The sequence below is a fragment of the Sphingomonas sp. 66-10 genome (genome assembly GCF_001897045.1).
GTDB classification, from domain to species: domain Bacteria; phylum Pseudomonadota; class Alphaproteobacteria; order Sphingomonadales; family Sphingomonadaceae; genus Sphingomonas; species Sphingomonas lycopersici.
The window spans coordinates 1-15,925 of sequence record NZ_MKRR01000138.1 but is presented as its reverse complement, the minus strand read 5'-3'; the positions used below and the strand labels follow the sequence as shown (position 1 = coordinate 15,925).

At 67.6% G+C, this 15,925-nt stretch carries 19 protein-coding genes; 11 read left to right on the top strand and 8 right to left on the bottom strand.

All coding sequences use genetic code 11. From position 1 onward, the window contains the following. The 5 genes from pheT to BGN95_RS19255 all read right to left on the bottom strand — a co-directional run. Window positions 1-1,343 (bottom strand): phenylalanine--tRNA ligase subunit beta (pheT, locus tag BGN95_RS19275; RefSeq protein ID WP_286773818.1); only part of this gene is annotated, 1,343 nt, incomplete at its 3' end. Further along, window positions 1,340-2,404 (bottom strand): phenylalanine--tRNA ligase subunit alpha, encoded by a 1,065-nt coding sequence (gene pheS, locus BGN95_RS19270; protein WP_502688326.1) that lies wholly within the window; start codon window positions 2,402-2,404, stop codon window positions 1,340-1,342. The genes pheT and pheS, both read right to left, overlap by 4 nt. Before the next feature lie 238 nt (window positions 2,405-2,642). Next, window positions 2,643-3,008, bottom strand: coding sequence for a 50S ribosomal protein L20 (rplT, locus tag BGN95_RS19265; protein ID WP_179513024.1), 366 nt, complete (start codon window positions 3,006-3,008; stop codon window positions 2,643-2,645). A gap of 13 nt (window positions 3,009-3,021) precedes the next feature. Beyond that, window positions 3,022-3,225: a 50S ribosomal protein L35 gene (gene rpmI, locus BGN95_RS19260; protein WP_179513023.1), complete on the bottom strand. Its 204-nt coding sequence runs from the start codon at window positions 3,223-3,225 to the stop codon at window positions 3,022-3,024. A 128-nt stretch (window positions 3,226-3,353) separates the two neighbouring features. Next, window positions 3,354-4,457 carry a DUF2332 domain-containing protein gene (locus tag BGN95_RS19255; RefSeq protein ID WP_286773727.1) on the bottom strand — a complete coding sequence of 368 codons (1,104 nt, stop codon included), beginning with the start codon at window positions 4,455-4,457 and terminating at the stop codon, window positions 3,354-3,356. A gap of 60 nt (window positions 4,458-4,517) precedes the next feature. Between BGN95_RS19255 and hisG the strand changes: the two genes are divergently transcribed. From hisG to BGN95_RS19235, 4 genes are read left to right on the top strand one after another with little or no spacing between them, the layout of a single operon-like run. After that, a complete protein-coding gene (hisG, locus tag BGN95_RS19250) occupies window positions 4,518-5,168 on the top strand; it encodes an ATP phosphoribosyltransferase (protein ID WP_286773726.1) in 651 nt (216 codons plus the stop codon). Next, the gene (hisD, locus tag BGN95_RS19245) at window positions 5,165-6,457 is read left to right on the top strand and encodes a histidinol dehydrogenase (protein WP_286773725.1); all 1,293 of its coding nucleotides are present in this window, start codon (window positions 5,165-5,167) and stop codon (window positions 6,455-6,457) included. Before hisG ends, hisD begins: the two co-directional genes overlap by 4 nt. A gap of 23 nt (window positions 6,458-6,480) precedes the next feature. Further along, window positions 6,481-6,933, top strand: a complete 453-nt coding sequence (nusB, locus tag BGN95_RS19240; protein ID WP_286773724.1) for a transcription antitermination factor NusB — start codon at window positions 6,481-6,483, stop codon at window positions 6,931-6,933. Then, on the top strand, window positions 6,933-7,109 hold the full coding sequence (locus BGN95_RS19235) for a DUF4169 family protein (RefSeq protein ID WP_286773723.1): 177 nt from the start codon (window positions 6,933-6,935) through the stop codon (window positions 7,107-7,109). Before nusB ends, BGN95_RS19235 begins: the two co-directional genes overlap by 1 nt. A gap of 15 nt (window positions 7,110-7,124) precedes the next feature. Here the strand turns inward: BGN95_RS19235 and BGN95_RS19230 are convergent, their stop codons facing one another. Further along, the gene (locus BGN95_RS19230) at window positions 7,125-8,048 is read right to left on the bottom strand and encodes an ABC transporter ATP-binding protein (RefSeq protein ID WP_265268783.1); all 924 of its coding nucleotides are present in this window, start codon (window positions 8,046-8,048) and stop codon (window positions 7,125-7,127) included. A 67-nt stretch (window positions 8,049-8,115) separates the two neighbouring features. Between BGN95_RS19230 and BGN95_RS19225 the strand changes: the two genes are divergently transcribed. The 7 genes from BGN95_RS19225 (at window position 8,116) to BGN95_RS19195 (ending at window position 14,592) form a co-directional block, all read left to right on the top strand. Beyond that, window positions 8,116-8,346 (top strand): zinc-finger domain-containing protein, encoded by a 231-nt coding sequence (locus BGN95_RS19225; RefSeq protein WP_286773722.1) that lies wholly within the window; start codon window positions 8,116-8,118, stop codon window positions 8,344-8,346. 145 nt (window positions 8,347-8,491) lie between these two features. Continuing rightward, entirely contained in the window at window positions 8,492-9,916 is a 1,425-nt protein-coding gene (gene tldD, locus BGN95_RS19220; RefSeq protein ID WP_286773721.1) for a metalloprotease TldD, read from the top strand. A 108-nt stretch (window positions 9,917-10,024) separates the two neighbouring features. Continuing rightward, complete coding sequence (locus BGN95_RS19215; RefSeq protein ID WP_286773720.1) at window positions 10,025-11,788, top strand: aspartyl protease family protein; 1,764 nt, start codon at window positions 10,025-10,027, stop codon at window positions 11,786-11,788. 25 nt (window positions 11,789-11,813) lie between these two features. Continuing rightward, window positions 11,814-12,374, top strand: a complete 561-nt coding sequence (locus BGN95_RS19210; protein ID WP_265268785.1) for a pyridoxamine 5'-phosphate oxidase family protein — start codon at window positions 11,814-11,816, stop codon at window positions 12,372-12,374. After that, window positions 12,371-12,571, top strand: a complete 201-nt coding sequence (locus tag BGN95_RS19205; protein WP_179513012.1) for a putative signal transducing protein — start codon at window positions 12,371-12,373, stop codon at window positions 12,569-12,571. Before BGN95_RS19210 ends, BGN95_RS19205 begins: the two co-directional genes overlap by 4 nt. Window positions 12,572-12,793: 222 nt before the next feature. Then, entirely contained in the window at window positions 12,794-13,132 is a 339-nt protein-coding gene (locus BGN95_RS19200; protein WP_179513790.1) for a P-II family nitrogen regulator, read from the top strand. Window positions 13,133-13,143: 11 nt separating this feature from the next. Next, window positions 13,144-14,592, top strand: a complete 1,449-nt coding sequence (locus BGN95_RS19195; protein ID WP_179513011.1) for an ammonium transporter — start codon at window positions 13,144-13,146, stop codon at window positions 14,590-14,592. A gap of 85 nt (window positions 14,593-14,677) precedes the next feature. Here the strand turns inward: BGN95_RS19195 and BGN95_RS19190 are convergent, their stop codons facing one another. Both BGN95_RS19190 and BGN95_RS19185 read right to left on the bottom strand, forming a co-directional pair. Then, a complete protein-coding gene (locus BGN95_RS19190) occupies window positions 14,678-15,466 on the bottom strand; it encodes a glutaminyl-peptide cyclotransferase (protein ID WP_286773719.1) in 789 nt (262 codons plus the stop codon). Between the two features lie 238 nt (window positions 15,467-15,704). Beyond that, the coding region (locus BGN95_RS19185) for a cold-shock protein (RefSeq protein ID WP_286773718.1) at window positions 15,705-15,925 on the bottom strand (221 nt) is incomplete at its 5' end.

Genomic DNA, 15,925 nt, shown 5'->3' with positions numbered 1-15,925 from the left:
GGCGAGACCTGCCAGTCCGCCGTCACGGTGAAGCCGAGCGATTCGAGGATCGTGCGTTGCCGCTCGGGCGCAACCGCGAGCCCGCCGAGCGTCTCGGTCCGCGCCGGATCATAGGCATAGCTGCGCGTGCCCAACGGCGCTTCGCCCGCACGGGTGATCGCCGAGGGGGTGCCGCCGCAATGGTCGACCACCAATCTGGTCGCGATCGCGAGGCCGTCGTCGAGGAACGCCGGATCGACCCCGCGCTCGAAACGCTGGCGCGCGTCGCTGGTCAGCGCGAGCTTCTGCCCGGTGCGCGCGATATGATCGGGGTCGAAATAGGCGCATTCGATGATCACATCGGTGGTCGTTTCCGACACCCCCGAATCCTCGCCGCCCATGATCCCGCCGATATCGTGGACGTGGGTGTCGTCCGCGATCACCGTCATCGTCGCGTCGAGCGTATAGGTCTTGCCGTTCAGGGCGAGCACCGTTTCCCCGTCGCGCGCGCGCCGCGCGGCCAGCCCGCCTGACAGCTTGGCCTTGTCGTAGACATGGAGCGGGCGCCCGAGATCGATCGAGACGAAATTGGTGATGTCGACCAGCACCGAAATCGGCTTCTGCCCGATCGCGGTCAGCTTCTGCCGCATCCACGCCGGCGCGACGCCGTTGGTGACCCCCGAGACCGCCTGCGCGTAGAATGCCGGGCAGCCCTCCGGATCGTCGGTGCGGACATCGGGTGCGGGGCCGTCGCCCGCCACCGGGGCGATCGCTTCGGTGCGATAGACCTCGGCGAGCGGCCGCAAGGTTCCCAACCCCGCCGCTGCCAGATCGCGCGCGATCCCGCGCACCCCCATGCAATCCTGCCGGTTCGGCGTGATCGCGACATCGATCACCGGATCGTCGAGCCCGGCATAAGCGGGATAAGCGGTGCCGATCGGGGCATCGGCGGGGAGCTCGATGATCCCGTCATGCTCGTCGCCCAGTTCGAGCTCACGGCTCGAACACATCATGCCGTTCGATTCGACGCCGCGGATCGCCGCGACCTTGAGCACCATCCCGTTCGCCGGGACGGTCGCGCCGGGCATGCCGAACACCCCGACCAGCCCCGCGCGCGCATTGGGCGCGCCGCACACGACCTGCAACGGGCCGTCCCCTGCATCGACGCTGAGCACCTGCAATTTGTCGGCCTGCGGGTGGCGTTCGGCGGTCAGCACCTTCGCGATGCGGAACGCGGCGAGCTTTTCGCCGGGATTGTCGACGCCCTCGACCTCGAGCCCGATGCGGGTCAGCGCTTCGACGATATCGTCGAGCGATGCCTGGGTATCGAGATGCTCCTTGAGCCAGCCAAGCGTGAACTTCATGCGCCGACTCCCCCGCTCAGCGTCGGCACGTCGAGCGCCGAGAATCCATAATGTTTCAGCCAGCGAATATCGCCGTCGAAGAAGGCGCGGAGATCGTCCATGCCATATTTGAGCATCGCCAGCCGATCGATCCCGCAGCCGAAGGCGAAGCCCTGCCACTCATCGGGATCGAGCCCGCAGGCGGCGATCACCTTGGGGTGGACCATTCCCGAGCCGAGCACTTCCATCCAGCCGCCGCCTGATCCGCCGATCACGCGCTTGCCCTTCTCCAGCGTATAGCCGACATCGACCTCGGCCGAGGGCTCGGTGAACGGGAAATAGGACGGGCGCAGCCGCAGCACGATATCGTCGCGCTCGAAGAACGCCTTGAGGAAGGTCTCCAGCGTCCATTTGAGATGGCCGAGCGTGATCCCCTTGTCGATCACCAGCCCTTCGACCTGATGGAACATCGGGGTGTGGGTCGCGTCGCTGTCCGAGCGATAGGTGCGCCCCGGCGCGATGATGCGGATCGGCGGCTTCTGCTGGAGCATCGTGCGGATCTGCACCGGCGAGGTGTGGGTGCGGAGCAGCATTTTCCGCTCGCCGTCGGGCTGATCGGGGAAATAGAAAGTATCGTGCATCGCGCGCGCCGGGTGGCTTTCCGGGATGTTGAGCGCGGTGAAATTGTGCCAGTCGTCCTCGATCTCCGGCCCGGTGGCGACCGCGAAGCCCAAATCAGCGAAGATTTCCGCCAGTTCGTCCATCACCTGGCTGACGGGATGGATCGTTCCGGCCGCGGGGGTGTCGACCGGCAGCGTCATGTCGAGCCGCTCGCTCGCCAGCCGCGCATCGAGCGCCGCGGCATCGAGCGCCGCCTTGCGCGCCGCGATCGCGCCGGCGACGGCCTCGCGCAGCCCGTTGATCCGCGGCCCTTGCGACTGGCGCTCTTCGGGCGACATCCCGCCGAGCGTCTTGAGCAACGCGGTGACGCTGCCCTGCTTGCCCAGCGCCTCGACGCGGATCGCCTCCAGCGCATCGGCGGCGGCCGTCGCATCGATCCGGGCGAGCAGATCGGTCTTCAATTGGTCGAGATCAGCCACTTGTCACTCCGTCATTCCCGCGAAGGAGAATCATCGCCTCCTTCCCGTTCGCCCTGAGCTTGTCGAAGGGCTGCACTTCTTCGAGAGGAAGGGCAGGGCTTCGACAAGCTCAGCCCGAACGGGTTGGTAAGCGCGCGCTGTAATCACATGCGCCGCGCGCGCAAAGGGCGCAGGTGTCGCCACCCACGCCCTTGGTTTCATCGCTACAGTAGAAGGAGCGTTATGCCGCCTGGGGCAGCGCCGCCTTCGCCTGCGCGATGATGGCGGTAAACGCCTCGCCTTCGTGCATCGCGATATCGGCCAGCACCTTGCGGTCCAGTTCGATCCCGGCCAGCTTCAGGCCGTGCATGAACTGGCTGTAGGTCAGCCCTTCGGCGCGGACGCCGGCGTTGATGCGCTGGATCCACAGGCCGCGGAAAGTGCGCTTCTTCACCTTGCGGTCGCGATAGGCGTACTGGCCGGCCTTTTCGACCGCCTGCCGCGCGACGCGGATCGTGTTCTTGCGACGACCGCGATAGCCCTTGGCTGCCGCGAGAATGTTCTTGTGCTTGGCGCGGGTGGTTACGCCCCGCTTGACGCGTGCCATTGTTCCCGTCTCCTCAGTTCAGGCCGTAAGGCGCCCAGGCCTTCACGGTCTTCGTGTCGGCATCCGACAGCACGCTGGTGCCACGGTTCTGGCGGATATATTTGCCGTTGTGGCTGATGAGGCGGTGGCGCTTGCCGGCCACGCCGTGCTTGATCTTGCCGGTCGCGGTGAGCTTGAAGCGCTTCTTCACGCCGCTCTTGGTCTTGAGCTTGGGCATTTTCGTCCTTTCTATTCGGGCGAGGTCAAAACGGCCGCGGCAGCCCTTGTGGCCGGGCCGTTCGTCATGATCCTCGCGCGGGAAGCGGCGCCTTTAGCCGCGGCGCCGGGAAAATGCAACCAAGCGGCTCAGCCGGCCTCGACCTTGGCGGACGCGGGGAGGTCATAGCCCACGCGATCCTCGTCGAGGATGCCGTTCCTCACCCAGGTGCCGTGGGCATGCGCGGTCGCCAGCACATGCCATTCGGTCTGCCCCGGCCCGCTTTTCACCCGCACGATCTGCTGCGCGAAGGCGCGATTCGGCTCCATCATCACCCAGCCCAGCGGGCGCTCGGCGGTGGCGCGCGCGCCGGCGGCGGCCATCGCCGCGCGGATGCGGTTGGCGACCTCTTCGGGCAGATATTGCCACACCACCGAATGCATCAGCACCCGCGTCACCCCCGCTGCTTGCGGTTCGGCGAGTCGCGCCTCGATCCAGTCGGCGGCATCGGCTCGCACCAGATCGACGCTGCGCGCACGCTGCATCGCGATCGCGCGGCCGAGCCGTTCGGCGCGCGCCGGGGTCTCGGGCCAGACATACGCCAGCAGCCGCGCCTCGACCGCCGCATCGGTGGCGTCGAGCGGCTGGACGTCGCAGCCGCGCACCGAAACGATATCGATATCAACCGGCGCGGGCGGGTCGCCGCGCCATTCGGGGCGGATCGTCACCGGCGAATCGGGCGGCCCGACGCGCACCCCGCCGAGATCGAACGCATAGCGATCGATCAGCAAGTTGAGCCCCGCGCTCGATCCGATTTCGAGCAATTCGATCTTCGGGCCATAGCGCCGCGCGATTTCCATCAGCCCGAGGATCAGCGCCCCCGAGCGCCCCGGCTCGTTGGTCTGCGGCGGCCCGTCGAGCCACGGGAAGATCGTGTCGTCATGCGCGACGAGCGCGGCATTGACCGCCGCGGCGATCGCCCCCGGTTCGGTCACTTCTCCAGCGAACACCCCCGCCAGCCCCGCATCGCGCCCGGCGCGCACCAAAGCGTGGAGCCCGCCGCACAACCGCAGCGGCAAGGCGTCACGGGTCGGCTCGCCGGGCCAGTCGAGCACCCGCGCGCCGGTGCGGCTCGCGCGGGTCAGCCCGTCGCCGATCGCCGCGCACAATCGCGCGTACATCGGTGCGTCCATGTGGCGGCAGTAGAATTCCTGAATGTGGAAAGCGCCGCGAACATTCTCCTCCGTCGCCATAGGGCCGTCCTCCTCGGCTCGTATTGCGCCTCTCCGCCCCCCCGCGTAAAGGCCGCGCCCGTGAGCGAAAAGATCGTCATCGCCGTTCCCAAGGGCCGCATCCTGAGCGAGGCGCTGCCGTTGCTCGCCCGCGCCGGCATCGTCCCCGAAGCGGCGTTCGGCGACGAGGACAGCCGCGCTTTGCGCTTCGCGACGCAGACCCCCGAGATCGAGCTGATCCGCGTCCGCGCCTTCGACGTCGCGACCTTCGTCGCGCACGGCGCGGCGCAGCTCGGCATCGTCGGATCGGACGTGCTCGCTGAATTCGCTTATTCGGAGCTTTACGCCCCGGTCGATCTCGCGATCGGCCATTGCCGCCTGTCGATCGCCGAACCCGCCGAAATGGCGGCGCGCGACGATCCGCGCGGCTGGAGCCATGTCCGCGTCGCGACCAAATATCCGCACGTCACCGAGGAGCATTTCGCGCGCCGCGGGGTGCAGGCGGAATGCATCAAGCTCAACGGCGCGATGGAGCTGGCGCCGACGCTGGGGCTCGCGCCGCGCATCGTCGATCTCGTTTCCTCGGGGCGGACGCTCAAGGAAAACGGCCTCGTCGAGGTCGAGCGGATCATGGATGTCTCCTCGCGGCTGGTCGTCAACCGCGCGGCGATGAAGACCCGCGCCGGGGTGGTGCCGCTGGTCGAAGCGTTCCGGCGCGCGGTCGAGGCATGATCCGGCTCGACGCCAGCGCGCCCGGCTTCGCGGCGGATTTCGCGGCTTTGGTCGATGCGCGGCGCGAATCCGATGCCGATGTCGCGCGCGACGTATCCGCGATCCTGCGCACGGTGCGCGACGAGGGCGACGCCGGGCTGCGCGCGCTGACGCAGAAGCTCGATCGCCACGATCTCGATCAGACCGGCTGGCGCATTGCGCCCGAGGATTGCGCCGCCGCCTTCGCCGCGCTGGCGCCCGATCTGCGCGAGGCGCTGGAGCTCGCCGCGGCGCGCATCCGTGCCTATCATGTGAAGCAGCGCCCCGACGACCTTGCCTTCACCGACGACGCCGGGGTCAGGCTCGGCGCGCGGTGGCGCGCGGTCGATGCCGCCGGGGTCTATGTGCCCGGCGGGCGCGCGGCCTATCCCTCGACATTGCTGATGAACGCCATCCCCGCGAAAGTGGCGGGGGTCGAGCGGCTGGTGGTGGTGACCCCGACCCCGAACGGCGAGGTCAATCCGCTCGTGCTCGCCGCGGCGCATCTCGCCGGGGCGGACGAGGTGTGGCGCGTCGGCGGGGCGCAGGCGATCGCTGCGCTCGCCTGGGGCACCGATCGGATCGCACGCGTCGATGTCGTCACCGGGCCGGGCAATGCCTGGGTCGCCGAGGCGAAACGGCAGGTTTACGGCGTGGTCGGGATCGATATGGTCGCCGGGCCGAGCGAGATCGTCGTGATCGCCGACGGCGCCAACGACCCCGAGTGGATCGCCGCCGACCTGCTGAGCCAGGCCGAGCATGACGTGACCACCCAGTCGATCCTGTTCACCGAGGATGCCGCTTTCGCCGATCGCGTCGCGGGGGCGGTCGAACGCCAGCTCGCCACTTTGCCGACCGGGGAGACCGCGCGCGTCGCCTGGGAGACGAATGGCGCGATCATCCTCGTGCCGACGCTGGCCGATGCCTGCCCGCTGACCGACCGGCTCGCGCCCGAGCATGTCGAGATCGCGACCGACGATCCGCGCGCTTTGTTCGATCGCTTGCGCCACGCCGGCTCGGCCTTCCTCGGGCGGCATACCCCCGAAGCGATCGGCGACTATGTCGCCGGGCCGAATCACGTCCTTCCCACCGGGCGCCGCGCGCGATTCGCCAGCGGGCTCGGCGTCACCGATTTCATGAAGCGGACGAGCTTCCTCGAACTCGACGCCGCCGCGCTCGGCAAGCTCGGCCCGGCGACGGTCGCGCTGGCCGATGCCGAGGGGCTGCCCGCGCATGCGGCGTCGGTGGCGCTGCGGCTGGCCAAGGGGTAACATCGCGCCTAAAGGCTCGTTGCATGTCCCGTACCGCAGCACGTTCCAAGGCCCGCGCCGCCGCGCGCCTCGCCGCCGTCCAGGCGCTCTATCAGCATGAGATGGAGAAGACGCCGGTGGCGGCGCTGATCCGCGAATTCCACCACCACCGGCTCGGCGCAACGATCGAGGACGCCGAATATGCCGAGGCGGACGAAACCTTCTTCGACGATATCGTTCAGGGTGCGATCGCCCGCGCCGAGGAAATCGACGCGCTGATCGAACCCCGGCTGCAGGGCTGGACGCTCGCGCGGCTCGACAAGCCGATGAAGGCGATCCTGCGCTGCGGCACCTATGAACTGCTCGCGCGCGCCGATGTCGCGGTGGGCACCGCGATCAACGAATATGTCGATGTTGCGCACGCCTTTTACGACCGGCGCGAGGCGGGGTTCGTCAACGGGCTGCTCGACGCGATCGCCAAGGACGTCCGCATCTGATGGGCGAGGTCGTCAACCTCCGCGTGGCGCGCAAGGCGAAACGCCGCGCCACCGAGGCCGCGACTGCCGCCGCCAACCGCGCCGCCTTCGGGCGTACCAAGGCGGAGAAGGTCGCCGACCGCGCGGAGAAAGAACGCGCCGAACGCTCGCTGGATGGCGCGAAGCGCGAGGATTGATCCCCCCGCGCTAAATCAGCCGTTCACCGCGCGGGTCAGGTTGAGGAACACGTCCTCCAGATCGGCTTCCTTGGTCGACACGTCGACGATCCCGAGCCCGGCGCCCTGCACCGCGGCGAGCACTTCGCCCGCGTTCACCTTGTCCTTCTGATAGGTGATTTCGAGCGTCCGCTCGCCCTTGAGCACGATCTTGTCGAACGCCGGTGCGACCGGCAGCGCCACGAGATCGCGATCGACCGTCACCGCGACGACCTTCTCCTGCGCCTTGCCGACCAATTCGCGGGTCGGCTCGTTGGCGATCAGCCGGCCGTGATTGATGATCGCGATGCGATCGCACAATTCCTCGGCTTCCTCGAGATAATGCGTCGTCAGCACCACCGTCACGCCGCGCTCGTTGAGCTCGCGGACATAGTTCCACAATTGCTGGCGCAGCTCGATATCGACCCCCGCGGTGGGTTCGTCGAGCACCAGCACCGGCGGCGAATGGACCATCGCCTTGGCGACCATCAGCCGCCGCTTCATCCCGCCGGAGAGCGTGCGGGCATAGGCCTTGGCCTTGTCCTCCAGATGCACCGCGCGGAGCAATTCCATCGAATGCCGCTGCGCCTTGGGCACGCCATAGAGCCCGGCCTGGATCTCCAGCGTCTCCAACGGCGTGAAGAAGGGATCGAACAGGATTTCCTGGTTGACGATGCCGATCGAGGCCTTGGCGTTGCGCGGGTGCGCGTCGATGTCGAAACCCCAGATCGCGGCGGTGCCGCTGGTCTTGCGCACCAGCCCGGCGAGGATGTTGATCAGCGTCGACTTGCCCGCGCCGTTCGGCCCGAGGAGGCCGAAGATCGTCCCCGCGGGGACGTCGAAGGTCACATTGTCGAGCGCGCGCTTGCCGCCCTGATAGGTCTTGGAGAGATCCCGGATGGCAATCGCAGCGTCTGTCATGCCGCGGCATTTACGGTGCGCCGCGGGTGATTGCTAGGCCGCGCCGCTCTTGCTAATCGCAGGAACCATGTTGCCGCCACCCGAAGTCACCCGCGTATCCCACCGCCGCGTCGCCTGCGACGGCGCGCATGACGGTCTCCCTGCCGCGCTCGGCCACCCGCGCGTGTGGCTGGAGATCGACGAGATCGGCTATAGCGATTGCGGCTATTGCGACCGCCGCTTTGTGCTGATCGGCGGCCCCGCCGACGGGGTCGACCAGTCGACCCTGCCCGATCACGGCGACAGCGCGGGGCGTTAAGCCCACAGCCGTTCGGGCTGAGCTTGTCGAAGCCCTGCACTTTTCTTCCGAAAGAAGCGCAGCCCTTCGACAAGCTCAGGGCCAACGGGAAGGACTACGAGCGCAAAGGCTTTGCCGCGCGGCTCCCAGTCCCTATCTAGCGGCAATGACCGCCACCGATCCCCGCTCGTTCCTGTACCGCGACACGCTCGACCCCGCGGCCGCGGCGCGACTCACCGCCAATGCGCTCGCCGCCGCCGATGACGGCGAACTCTATCTGCAATATCGCAAGTCGGAGGCATTCGGCTTCGACGACGGGCGGCTCAAGACCGCGAGCTACGACACCCATTCGGGGTTCGGCCTGCGCGCCGTCTCGGGCGAGATGACCGCCTTCGCCCACGCCAACGAGCTTTCCGAAGCCGCGATTCGCCGCGCAGCGGAAACGATGGCGCTGATCGATCCGTCGAACGGCGCCAAGGCGCCCCCGCCCAAGGGCACCAATCATCATCTCTACACCGATGCCGATCCGCTCGATCTGGTGCCGTTCGCCGACAAGGTGAATCTGTGCCAGTCGATTGACGCCGCGGCGCGCGCGCGCGATCCGCGCGTCGCGCAGGTCTCGGTCGGGCTGTCGGGGACGTGGAGCGTGGTCGAGATCGTCCGCCCCGACGGCTTCGTCGCCACCGACGTGCGCCCGCTGGTGCGGCTCAACGTCCAGATCGTCGTCGAGCAGAACGGCCGGCGCGAGACCGGCACCTTCGGCATTGGCGGCCGCTACCTCTACGATTCGCTGTTCGATGAGGCGACGTGGAACCGCGCGATCGACGAGGCGCTGGCGCAGGCCCTGGTCAATCTCGAGTCGGTCGATGCGCCGGCGGGCGAATTCACCGTCTTGCTCGGGCCGGGCTGGCCGGGGGTGCTGCTCCACGAGGCGATCGGGCACGGGCTGGAGGGCGATTTCAACCGCAAGGGCACCTCGGCCTTTTCGGGGCGGATCGGCGAGCAGGTCGCCGCGCGCGGGGTGACGGTGGTCGACGACGGATCGATCCGCGATCGCCGCGGCAGCCTGACGATCGACGACGAGGGCACCCCGACCGGGGAGACCGTGCTGATCGAGGACGGCTTCCTCAAGGGCTATATGCAGGATCGGCTCAACGCGCGGCTGATGGGGGTCGCGCCGACCGGCAACGGGCGGCGCGAGAGCTTCGCCCACGCGCCGATGCCGCGGATGACCAACACCTTCATGAAGGCGGGCAAGGACGATCCCGCCGAATTGCTCTCGCGGGTCAAGAACGGCATCTTCGCCAAATCGTTCGGCGGCGGGCAGGTCGATATCGTCTCGGGCAAGTTCGTCTTCTCCTGCACCGAGGCGTATCGCGTCGAGAACGGCCGGATCGGCGCGCCGATCAAGGGCGCGACATTGATCGGCGACGGCCCGACGGTGCTGACCAAGGTGCTCGGCGTCGGCAATGATTTCGCGCTCGACGAGGGCGTCGGCATGTGCGGCAAGGCGGGGCAGAGCGTCCCCGCCGGGGTGGGCCAGCCGACCTTGCTGGTCGAGGGGCTGACGGTGGGCGGCACCGCCGCCTGAAGGGCCGATCCGAACGCCGCGGTTCGGATCAGATTTGGGCGCTTATCCGCTGGCTTTCCGCCTCCTCCGCCGTCATCATCCGATCGGGAGCAAAGAGGGGGGAGGCGGATGCCTCATGCACGGAACGCGGCTGCGGTGATCGCTGCCGCGATATTGCTGCCGGTCGCCAGCGCGCGCGCGGAGGAGTGCAAGGTCGCCAAATACGGCACGCTCCCGGTCGAGATGGTCGGCCTGCGCCCGATGACGCAGGTCAAGATCAACGGGCAGGACACGCGCTTCATCCTCGATACCGGCGCTTTCTTCAGCACGATGTCGCGCGCCACCGCGGAGGCGCTGTCGCTCAAGACGAGTCCCGCGCCGCCGGGCTTCTATATGTCGGGGATCGGCGGCCGCGTGTCGGTCGATATCGCGCGGGTCAAGGATTTCGGGATCCTCGGGACGACGCTCAACAATATCGAGTTCCTCGTCGGCGGCTCCGATACGGGCAGCGGGCTGATCGGCGCCAATCTGCTCAATTTCGCCGATGCCGAGGTCGATCTCGCGCACGGCCAGTTTTCGCTGATGAAGGTCACCGGCTGCAGCAAGCGTGCTCTCGCCTATTGGGCGAAGGACGGGGATTACAACATCGCCGATCTGGTCCCCAACGAAAGCCGTGCCAACCGCCACATCTTCGTCAACGTCATCGTCAACGGGCAGCGCGTGCGCGCGTTGCTCGATACCGGGGCGCCCGCCACGCTGATCAGCCGCCGCGCTGCGGAGCGCGCCGGGATCGATCTCAACGCGCCCGATGTGAAGGCGAGCTATACGGCCAGCGGCTTCGGGCAGAAATCCTATCGATCGTGGACCGCGCGGATCGCGTCTTATTCGATCGGCAGCGAAACCATCCAGCGTGCGCGGATGCAGGTGATGGACGGCGAACTCGGTATCGGCACCGATTCGCCCGACATGCTGCTGGGAGTCGATTTCTTCCTCGCGCATCACCTGTTCATCGCCAAAAGCCAGAACAAGCTCTATTTCACCTATAATGGCGGGCGGGTCTTCTCCTTCCAGAAGGCGCCGGTGGCGAGCAGCCAGCCCGCCACCGATCCCGCCAACCCGTCGACCGCACCGAAGACCGCCCCCGAGCTGGCGCTGCGTGGCCGCGCCTCCCTCTCGCGCGGCGAGACGGCCAGGGCGCTCGACGATCTCGATGCCGCGATCCGGCTCGATCCGGACAAGCCCGATTATTACACCGCACGCGCCGAGGCGCGGCTGCACGATCACAAGCCCGATCTGGCGGCCGCCGATCTCGACAGCGCGCTCAAGCTCGCGCCGCAGGATCTTGCCGCGCTGCTGATGCGCGCCCAGCTCAGCCTGCACCGCAAGGACCGTGCCGCGGCCGCGCGCGACATTGCGGCGGCGCAACCGCTCGCCGCCGCCGGCTCGCACGAGGCACGGACGATCGCGAGCCTCTATATCGCGCTCGACCAGCCCGATCGCGCGCTCCCTTTGCTCGATGCCTGGATCCGCCTCCACGGCGAGGACAATAAGCTCGGCAGCGCGTTGAACGCGCGCTGCTGGGCGCGCGGGCTAGCCAATCAGGCGCTTGAAGGTGGGCTCGACGATTGCCGTAAGGCGATCCGCCGCGACGGCGCGAACCCCGCCTATCTCGACAGCCTCGGGCTGATCCAGTTCAGGCTTGGGCGTTATGCCGAAGCCGTCGAAACCTATGCCAAGGCGGCGGCGGAAATGCCGAAGAGCGCGGAGACGCGCTACGGACTGGGGCTCGCGCGCAAACGCAACGGCGACGTTGCGGGCGGCGATGCCGATATCGCCGCGGCCAAGGCGATCGACCCCGAAATCGCCGCGCAATTCGCGAAATTCGGGCTATAGCGGAGGGCAGGAGCACCCCTTCGCAATGGCCGAATTCTTTTCCGCACTGACCGACGACCACCGCGCCTTCATCGCGCGGCAGCCGATGTTCTTCGTCGCCACCGCCGCCGCGGCGGGGCGGGTCAACCTGAGCCCCAAGGGGATGGACACCTTTCGCGTGCTCGATGCGCGCAAGGTCGGCTATCTCGACCTCGGCGGATCGGGCAACGAGACGCAGGCGCATCTCGCCGCCGACGGGCGGATCACGATCATGTTCTGCGCCTTCGACAATCCCGCGCTGATCCTGCGCATCTACGGCCGCGGCGAATTCGTCGTCGCGGGCGATGCGGATTATCCCGCGCTCGCGGCGCATTTCCCCCCGCTCCCGGGGCAGCGCCAGATCTTCGTGATCGCGGTGGACAGCATCCAGACCTCGTGCGGCTGGGGCGTGCCGCGGATGACGCTCGACGCCGAACGCCAGACTTTGGTCAAATATCACGCGCAGCAGGATCCCGCCGCGCGGTTGGCCAAGATCGCGGGGCGCACCCACAGCATCGACGGGCTGCCGGTGCGCGTCCAGACCGAGATCCCGCCGGGGCGGTTATGAGCCTGGTCGAGCTCGGGCGCTACGATCGCAACCTCGCCAATATCCTGGTCGGCCGGCTGGAGAGCGAAGGCATTCCCGCGGTCGCGTTCGATTCGGGGTCGAGCATCGCCGACGGCAGCTGGCTGCTGATCCCGGTGCGCGTGATGGTCGACGCCGAGGATCTCGACGCGGCCCGCGCGATCGTCGGCACTGCCTGATTTTTAGGCAGCCCTTCGCAACTGCACAAATTTTGCCCGCGCAATAGCGTAATGAGCGTTAGAATTATCTCGGTCGCCTTGAGCTTGTCGAAGGGCTTGTCCTTCTTCCTTGCGAAGAAAAGGGCAGGGCTTCGACAGGCTCAGCCCGAACGGCATTAACCCCACAAGCATTTGGCACGACCATTGCGAGACGCCCTCTCGGATCAACCGGAAGGGGGCACGATGAAGCTCATCATAGCCATCATCAAGCCGTTCAAGCTCGACGAGGTGAGGGAAGCGCTCACCGTGCTCGGCGTGGCTGGCATGACGGTCACCGAGGTCAAGGGCTTCGGCCGACAGAAGGGCCAGACCGAAATCTATCGCGGTGCCGAATACAGCACCAACATGGTGCCCAAAATCAAGATCGAGGTGGTGTGCGCCAGCGCGCTCGCCGACCGCGTGGTCGAGGCGATCCAGGCCTCGGCCAACACCGGCGCGATCGGCGACGGCAAGATCTTCGTCCTCGATGTGGGGCAGGCCGTGCGCATCCGCACCGGCGAAACCGACGATTCCGCGCTGTGAAGGGGGATATGATGAAGCGAACCACGATGATGGCCGGCCTCGGCCTGGTCGCGACGCTCGCGCTCGCCGCGGCGCCCGCCTGGGCGCAGCCGGCGGCGGCAGCGGCCTCGCCGATCCCGCCGGCGACGGTCAACAAGGGCGACACCGCCTGGATGCTCGTCTCGACCTTGCTGGTGCTGATGATGTCGGTGCCGGGGCTCGCGCTGTTCTACGGCGGGCTGGTCCGCACCAAGAACATGCTGAGCGTGCTCACCCAGGTGCTGATGATCGTGTGCATGGTCGCGGTGGCCTGGGTCACCTATGGCTATTCGGTCGCCTTCACCGGCGGAAACGCCTTTTTCGGCGGGCTTTCCAAGGCTTTCCTGATGGGGGTCGATGCCAATAGCCAGGCCGCGACCTTCTCCAACGGGGTCTATATCCCGGAATATGTCTATATCTGCTTCCAGATGACCTTTGCGTGCATCACCCCGGCGCTGTTCGTCGGGTCGGTGGCGGAGCGGGTGAAATTCTTCCCGCTGATGCTGTTCACGCTGCTGTGGGTCACCGTCGTCTATTTCCCGATCGCGCATATGGTGTGGTATTGGGGCGGCCCCGATGCGGTGGCCGCGGCCGCGCTCAAGGGCGCCGATGCGCTCGCCGCGCAGAATAGCGACGCGGGCTATCTCTTCCAGAAGGGCGCGCTCGATTTCGCGGGCGGCACCGTTGTCCATATCAACGCCGGGATCACCGGGCTGGTGCTGTGCGTCCTGCTCGGCAAGCGCATCGGCTTCCCGCGCGAGCCGATGCCGCCGCATTCGCTGACGATGACGATGATCGGCGCCTCCTTGCTGTGGGTCGGCTGGTTCGGGTTCAACGCCGGCTCCAATCTCGAGGCCAATGGCGTCACCGCGGTCGCCTTCATCAACACCTTCGTCGCCACCGCTGCCGCCGGGCTCTCCTGGCTGCTCGTCGAGCAGGCGGTGCGCGGCAAGCCCTCGCTGCTCGGTGCCGCTTCCGGCGTCGTCGCCGGGCTGGTCGCGGTGACCCCGGCGTCGGGCTTCGCCGGCCCGATGGGGTCGGTGGTGCTCGGGCTGGTCGTCTCGCCGATCTGCTTCTTCTTCGTCTCCACGGTGAAGTCGAAGTTCGGTTATGACGACAGCCTCGACGTGTTCGGGGTCCATTGCATCGGCGGGATCACCGGCGCGCTCGCGACCGGTATCCTCGATGCGCCGGCGCTCGGCGGGCAGGGCATCGCCGATTATGCCGCCAAGCCGGGGACGATGGCCGCGGGCACCTACGACATGGTCGGCCAGTTGGTGACCCAGTTCGAAGGCGTGCTGCTGACGCTCGTCTGGTCGGGGGTCGGCGCGGTCGTGCTGTTCTTCGCGATCGACAAATTGTGGGGCATGCGCCCGAGCGCCGACGTCGAGCGCGAAGGCCTCGACATCGCCGAGCATGGCGAACGCGCCTACCATTACTGACGAAATCGGGGCGGGCACGGTGCCCGCCCCCACCCTGGTTCCTCCTGCGGGACAACCTTCCCCGGTGCGCAAGCGCCGGGTTTTTTTATCCGGGCAGGCGGATCTCGAACAGCGTCGGCCAGCGCTTGCCGGTGATGAACAGCCGGCGGCCCTGCGCATCCCAGGCGATGCCGTTGGCGACCGCCTCGATATCGTTCGACAGCCCCACTTCGGCGACGATCGCGCGCAGATCGACCACCGCGGTCACCCGCCCGCTCGCCGGATCGATCCGCACGAGATACGGCGTGCGCCAGACATTGGCGAGGATCGCGCCATCGACCGCCTCCAGCTCGTTGAGCTGGTCGATCGGCTTGCCGTTGATCGTCACCGCGATGCGCCGGCGCACCACCATCGTCGCGGGATCGTGGACGGTCAGCGTCGCGCTGCCGTCCGAGCGGACCAGCGCGTCGCCCAGCGTCGTCAGCCCCCAGCCTTCGCCGCGATAACGCGCGGTGCCTATCCGCGCGAGCGTTGCGGCATTCCAGCGATAGGCGACGCCGCCGTGCCAGGTGAGGCTGATCAGCGCGTTCTTCCACACCGCCAGCCCCTCGCCGAACATCCCGGCGGGGATCGTGGCGCGCGCCAGCACGCGCCCGCTGGCGAGATCGACCCGCCGTACGTCCGACTGCCCTTCGAGCCCGACGCTCTCGTAGAGATGACCACGATGCCACAACAGCCCCTCGGTGAAGGCCTGGGGATCATGCGGATAACGCGCGACGACGACCGGGGTGAGCACCGCCGGCCGCGATTCGGCGGGGGCGGCCTGGGGCGGCGCAGCGGCCGCGCTCCCCGGCATCGGGGCGGCGGCGAGCAGCAATAGGGGGAAAAGACGCATCGCCCGATTCGCTAGCACGATGCGGCGAACGCCGTGCGTAAAATATGAGGCGTTCGCCCTGAGCGTGTCGAACGGCTGCCCTTCCTCTGCGGAAGAAAATGCAGGGTTTCGACAAGCTCAGCCCGAACGGGGAAAGGGCCCCCCGATTCAATCCACCACGAACGGCATCCGCCCCAAAACGACAGCGGCCCGCCCGACTCGCCAGTCGGACGGGCCGCCATCAATCGATCGGGTTCGATCAGCTCGACTGCTGCAGGTTCACTGCGGCATATTTGCCGCGACGATCGACCTCCAGCTCGAACGACAGGCGATCGCCTTCGTTGAGGCTGCTCATCCCGGCGCGCTCGACGGCCGAGATGTGGACGAACGCATCGGGCTGCCCGTCGTCGCGCTGAATGAAGCCGAAGCCCTTCATCGCGTTGAAGAACTTGACCGTGCCGGTCGCCTTCTCGCCGGTCA

Coding starts and splice junctions, on each gene's coding strand:
- rplT (WP_179513024.1), bottom strand. CDS start 3,008: ATGGCACGCGTCAAGCGGGGCGTAACCACCCGCGCCAAGCACAAGAAC.
- rpmI (WP_179513023.1), bottom strand. CDS start 3,225: ATGCCCAAGCTCAAGACCAAGAGCGGCGTGAAGAAGCGCTTCAAGCTC.
- BGN95_RS19255 (WP_286773727.1), bottom strand. CDS start 4,457: ATGGCGACGGAGGAGAATGTTCGCGGCGCTTTCCACATTCAGGAATTC.
- hisD (WP_286773725.1), top strand. CDS start 5,165: ATGATCCGGCTCGACGCCAGCGCGCCCGGCTTCGCGGCGGATTTCGCG.
- nusB (WP_286773724.1), top strand. CDS start 6,481: ATGTCCCGTACCGCAGCACGTTCCAAGGCCCGCGCCGCCGCGCGCCTC.
- BGN95_RS19235 (WP_286773723.1), top strand. CDS start 6,933: ATGGGCGAGGTCGTCAACCTCCGCGTGGCGCGCAAGGCGAAACGCCGC.
- BGN95_RS19230 (WP_265268783.1), bottom strand. CDS start 8,048: ATGACAGACGCTGCGATTGCCATCCGGGATCTCTCCAAGACCTATCAG.
- BGN95_RS19225 (WP_286773722.1), top strand. CDS start 8,116: ATGTTGCCGCCACCCGAAGTCACCCGCGTATCCCACCGCCGCGTCGCC.
- tldD (WP_286773721.1), top strand. CDS start 8,492: ATGACCGCCACCGATCCCCGCTCGTTCCTGTACCGCGACACGCTCGAC.
- BGN95_RS19215 (WP_286773720.1), top strand. CDS start 10,025: ATGCCTCATGCACGGAACGCGGCTGCGGTGATCGCTGCCGCGATATTG.
- BGN95_RS19210 (WP_265268785.1), top strand. CDS start 11,814: ATGGCCGAATTCTTTTCCGCACTGACCGACGACCACCGCGCCTTCATC.
- BGN95_RS19205 (WP_179513012.1), top strand. CDS start 12,371: ATGAGCCTGGTCGAGCTCGGGCGCTACGATCGCAACCTCGCCAATATC.
- BGN95_RS19200 (WP_179513790.1), top strand. CDS start 12,794: ATGAAGCTCATCATAGCCATCATCAAGCCGTTCAAGCTCGACGAGGTG.
- BGN95_RS19195 (WP_179513011.1), top strand. CDS start 13,144: ATGAAGCGAACCACGATGATGGCCGGCCTCGGCCTGGTCGCGACGCTC.
- BGN95_RS19190 (WP_286773719.1), bottom strand. CDS start 15,466: ATGCGTCTTTTCCCCCTATTGCTGCTCGCCGCCGCCCCGATGCCGGGG.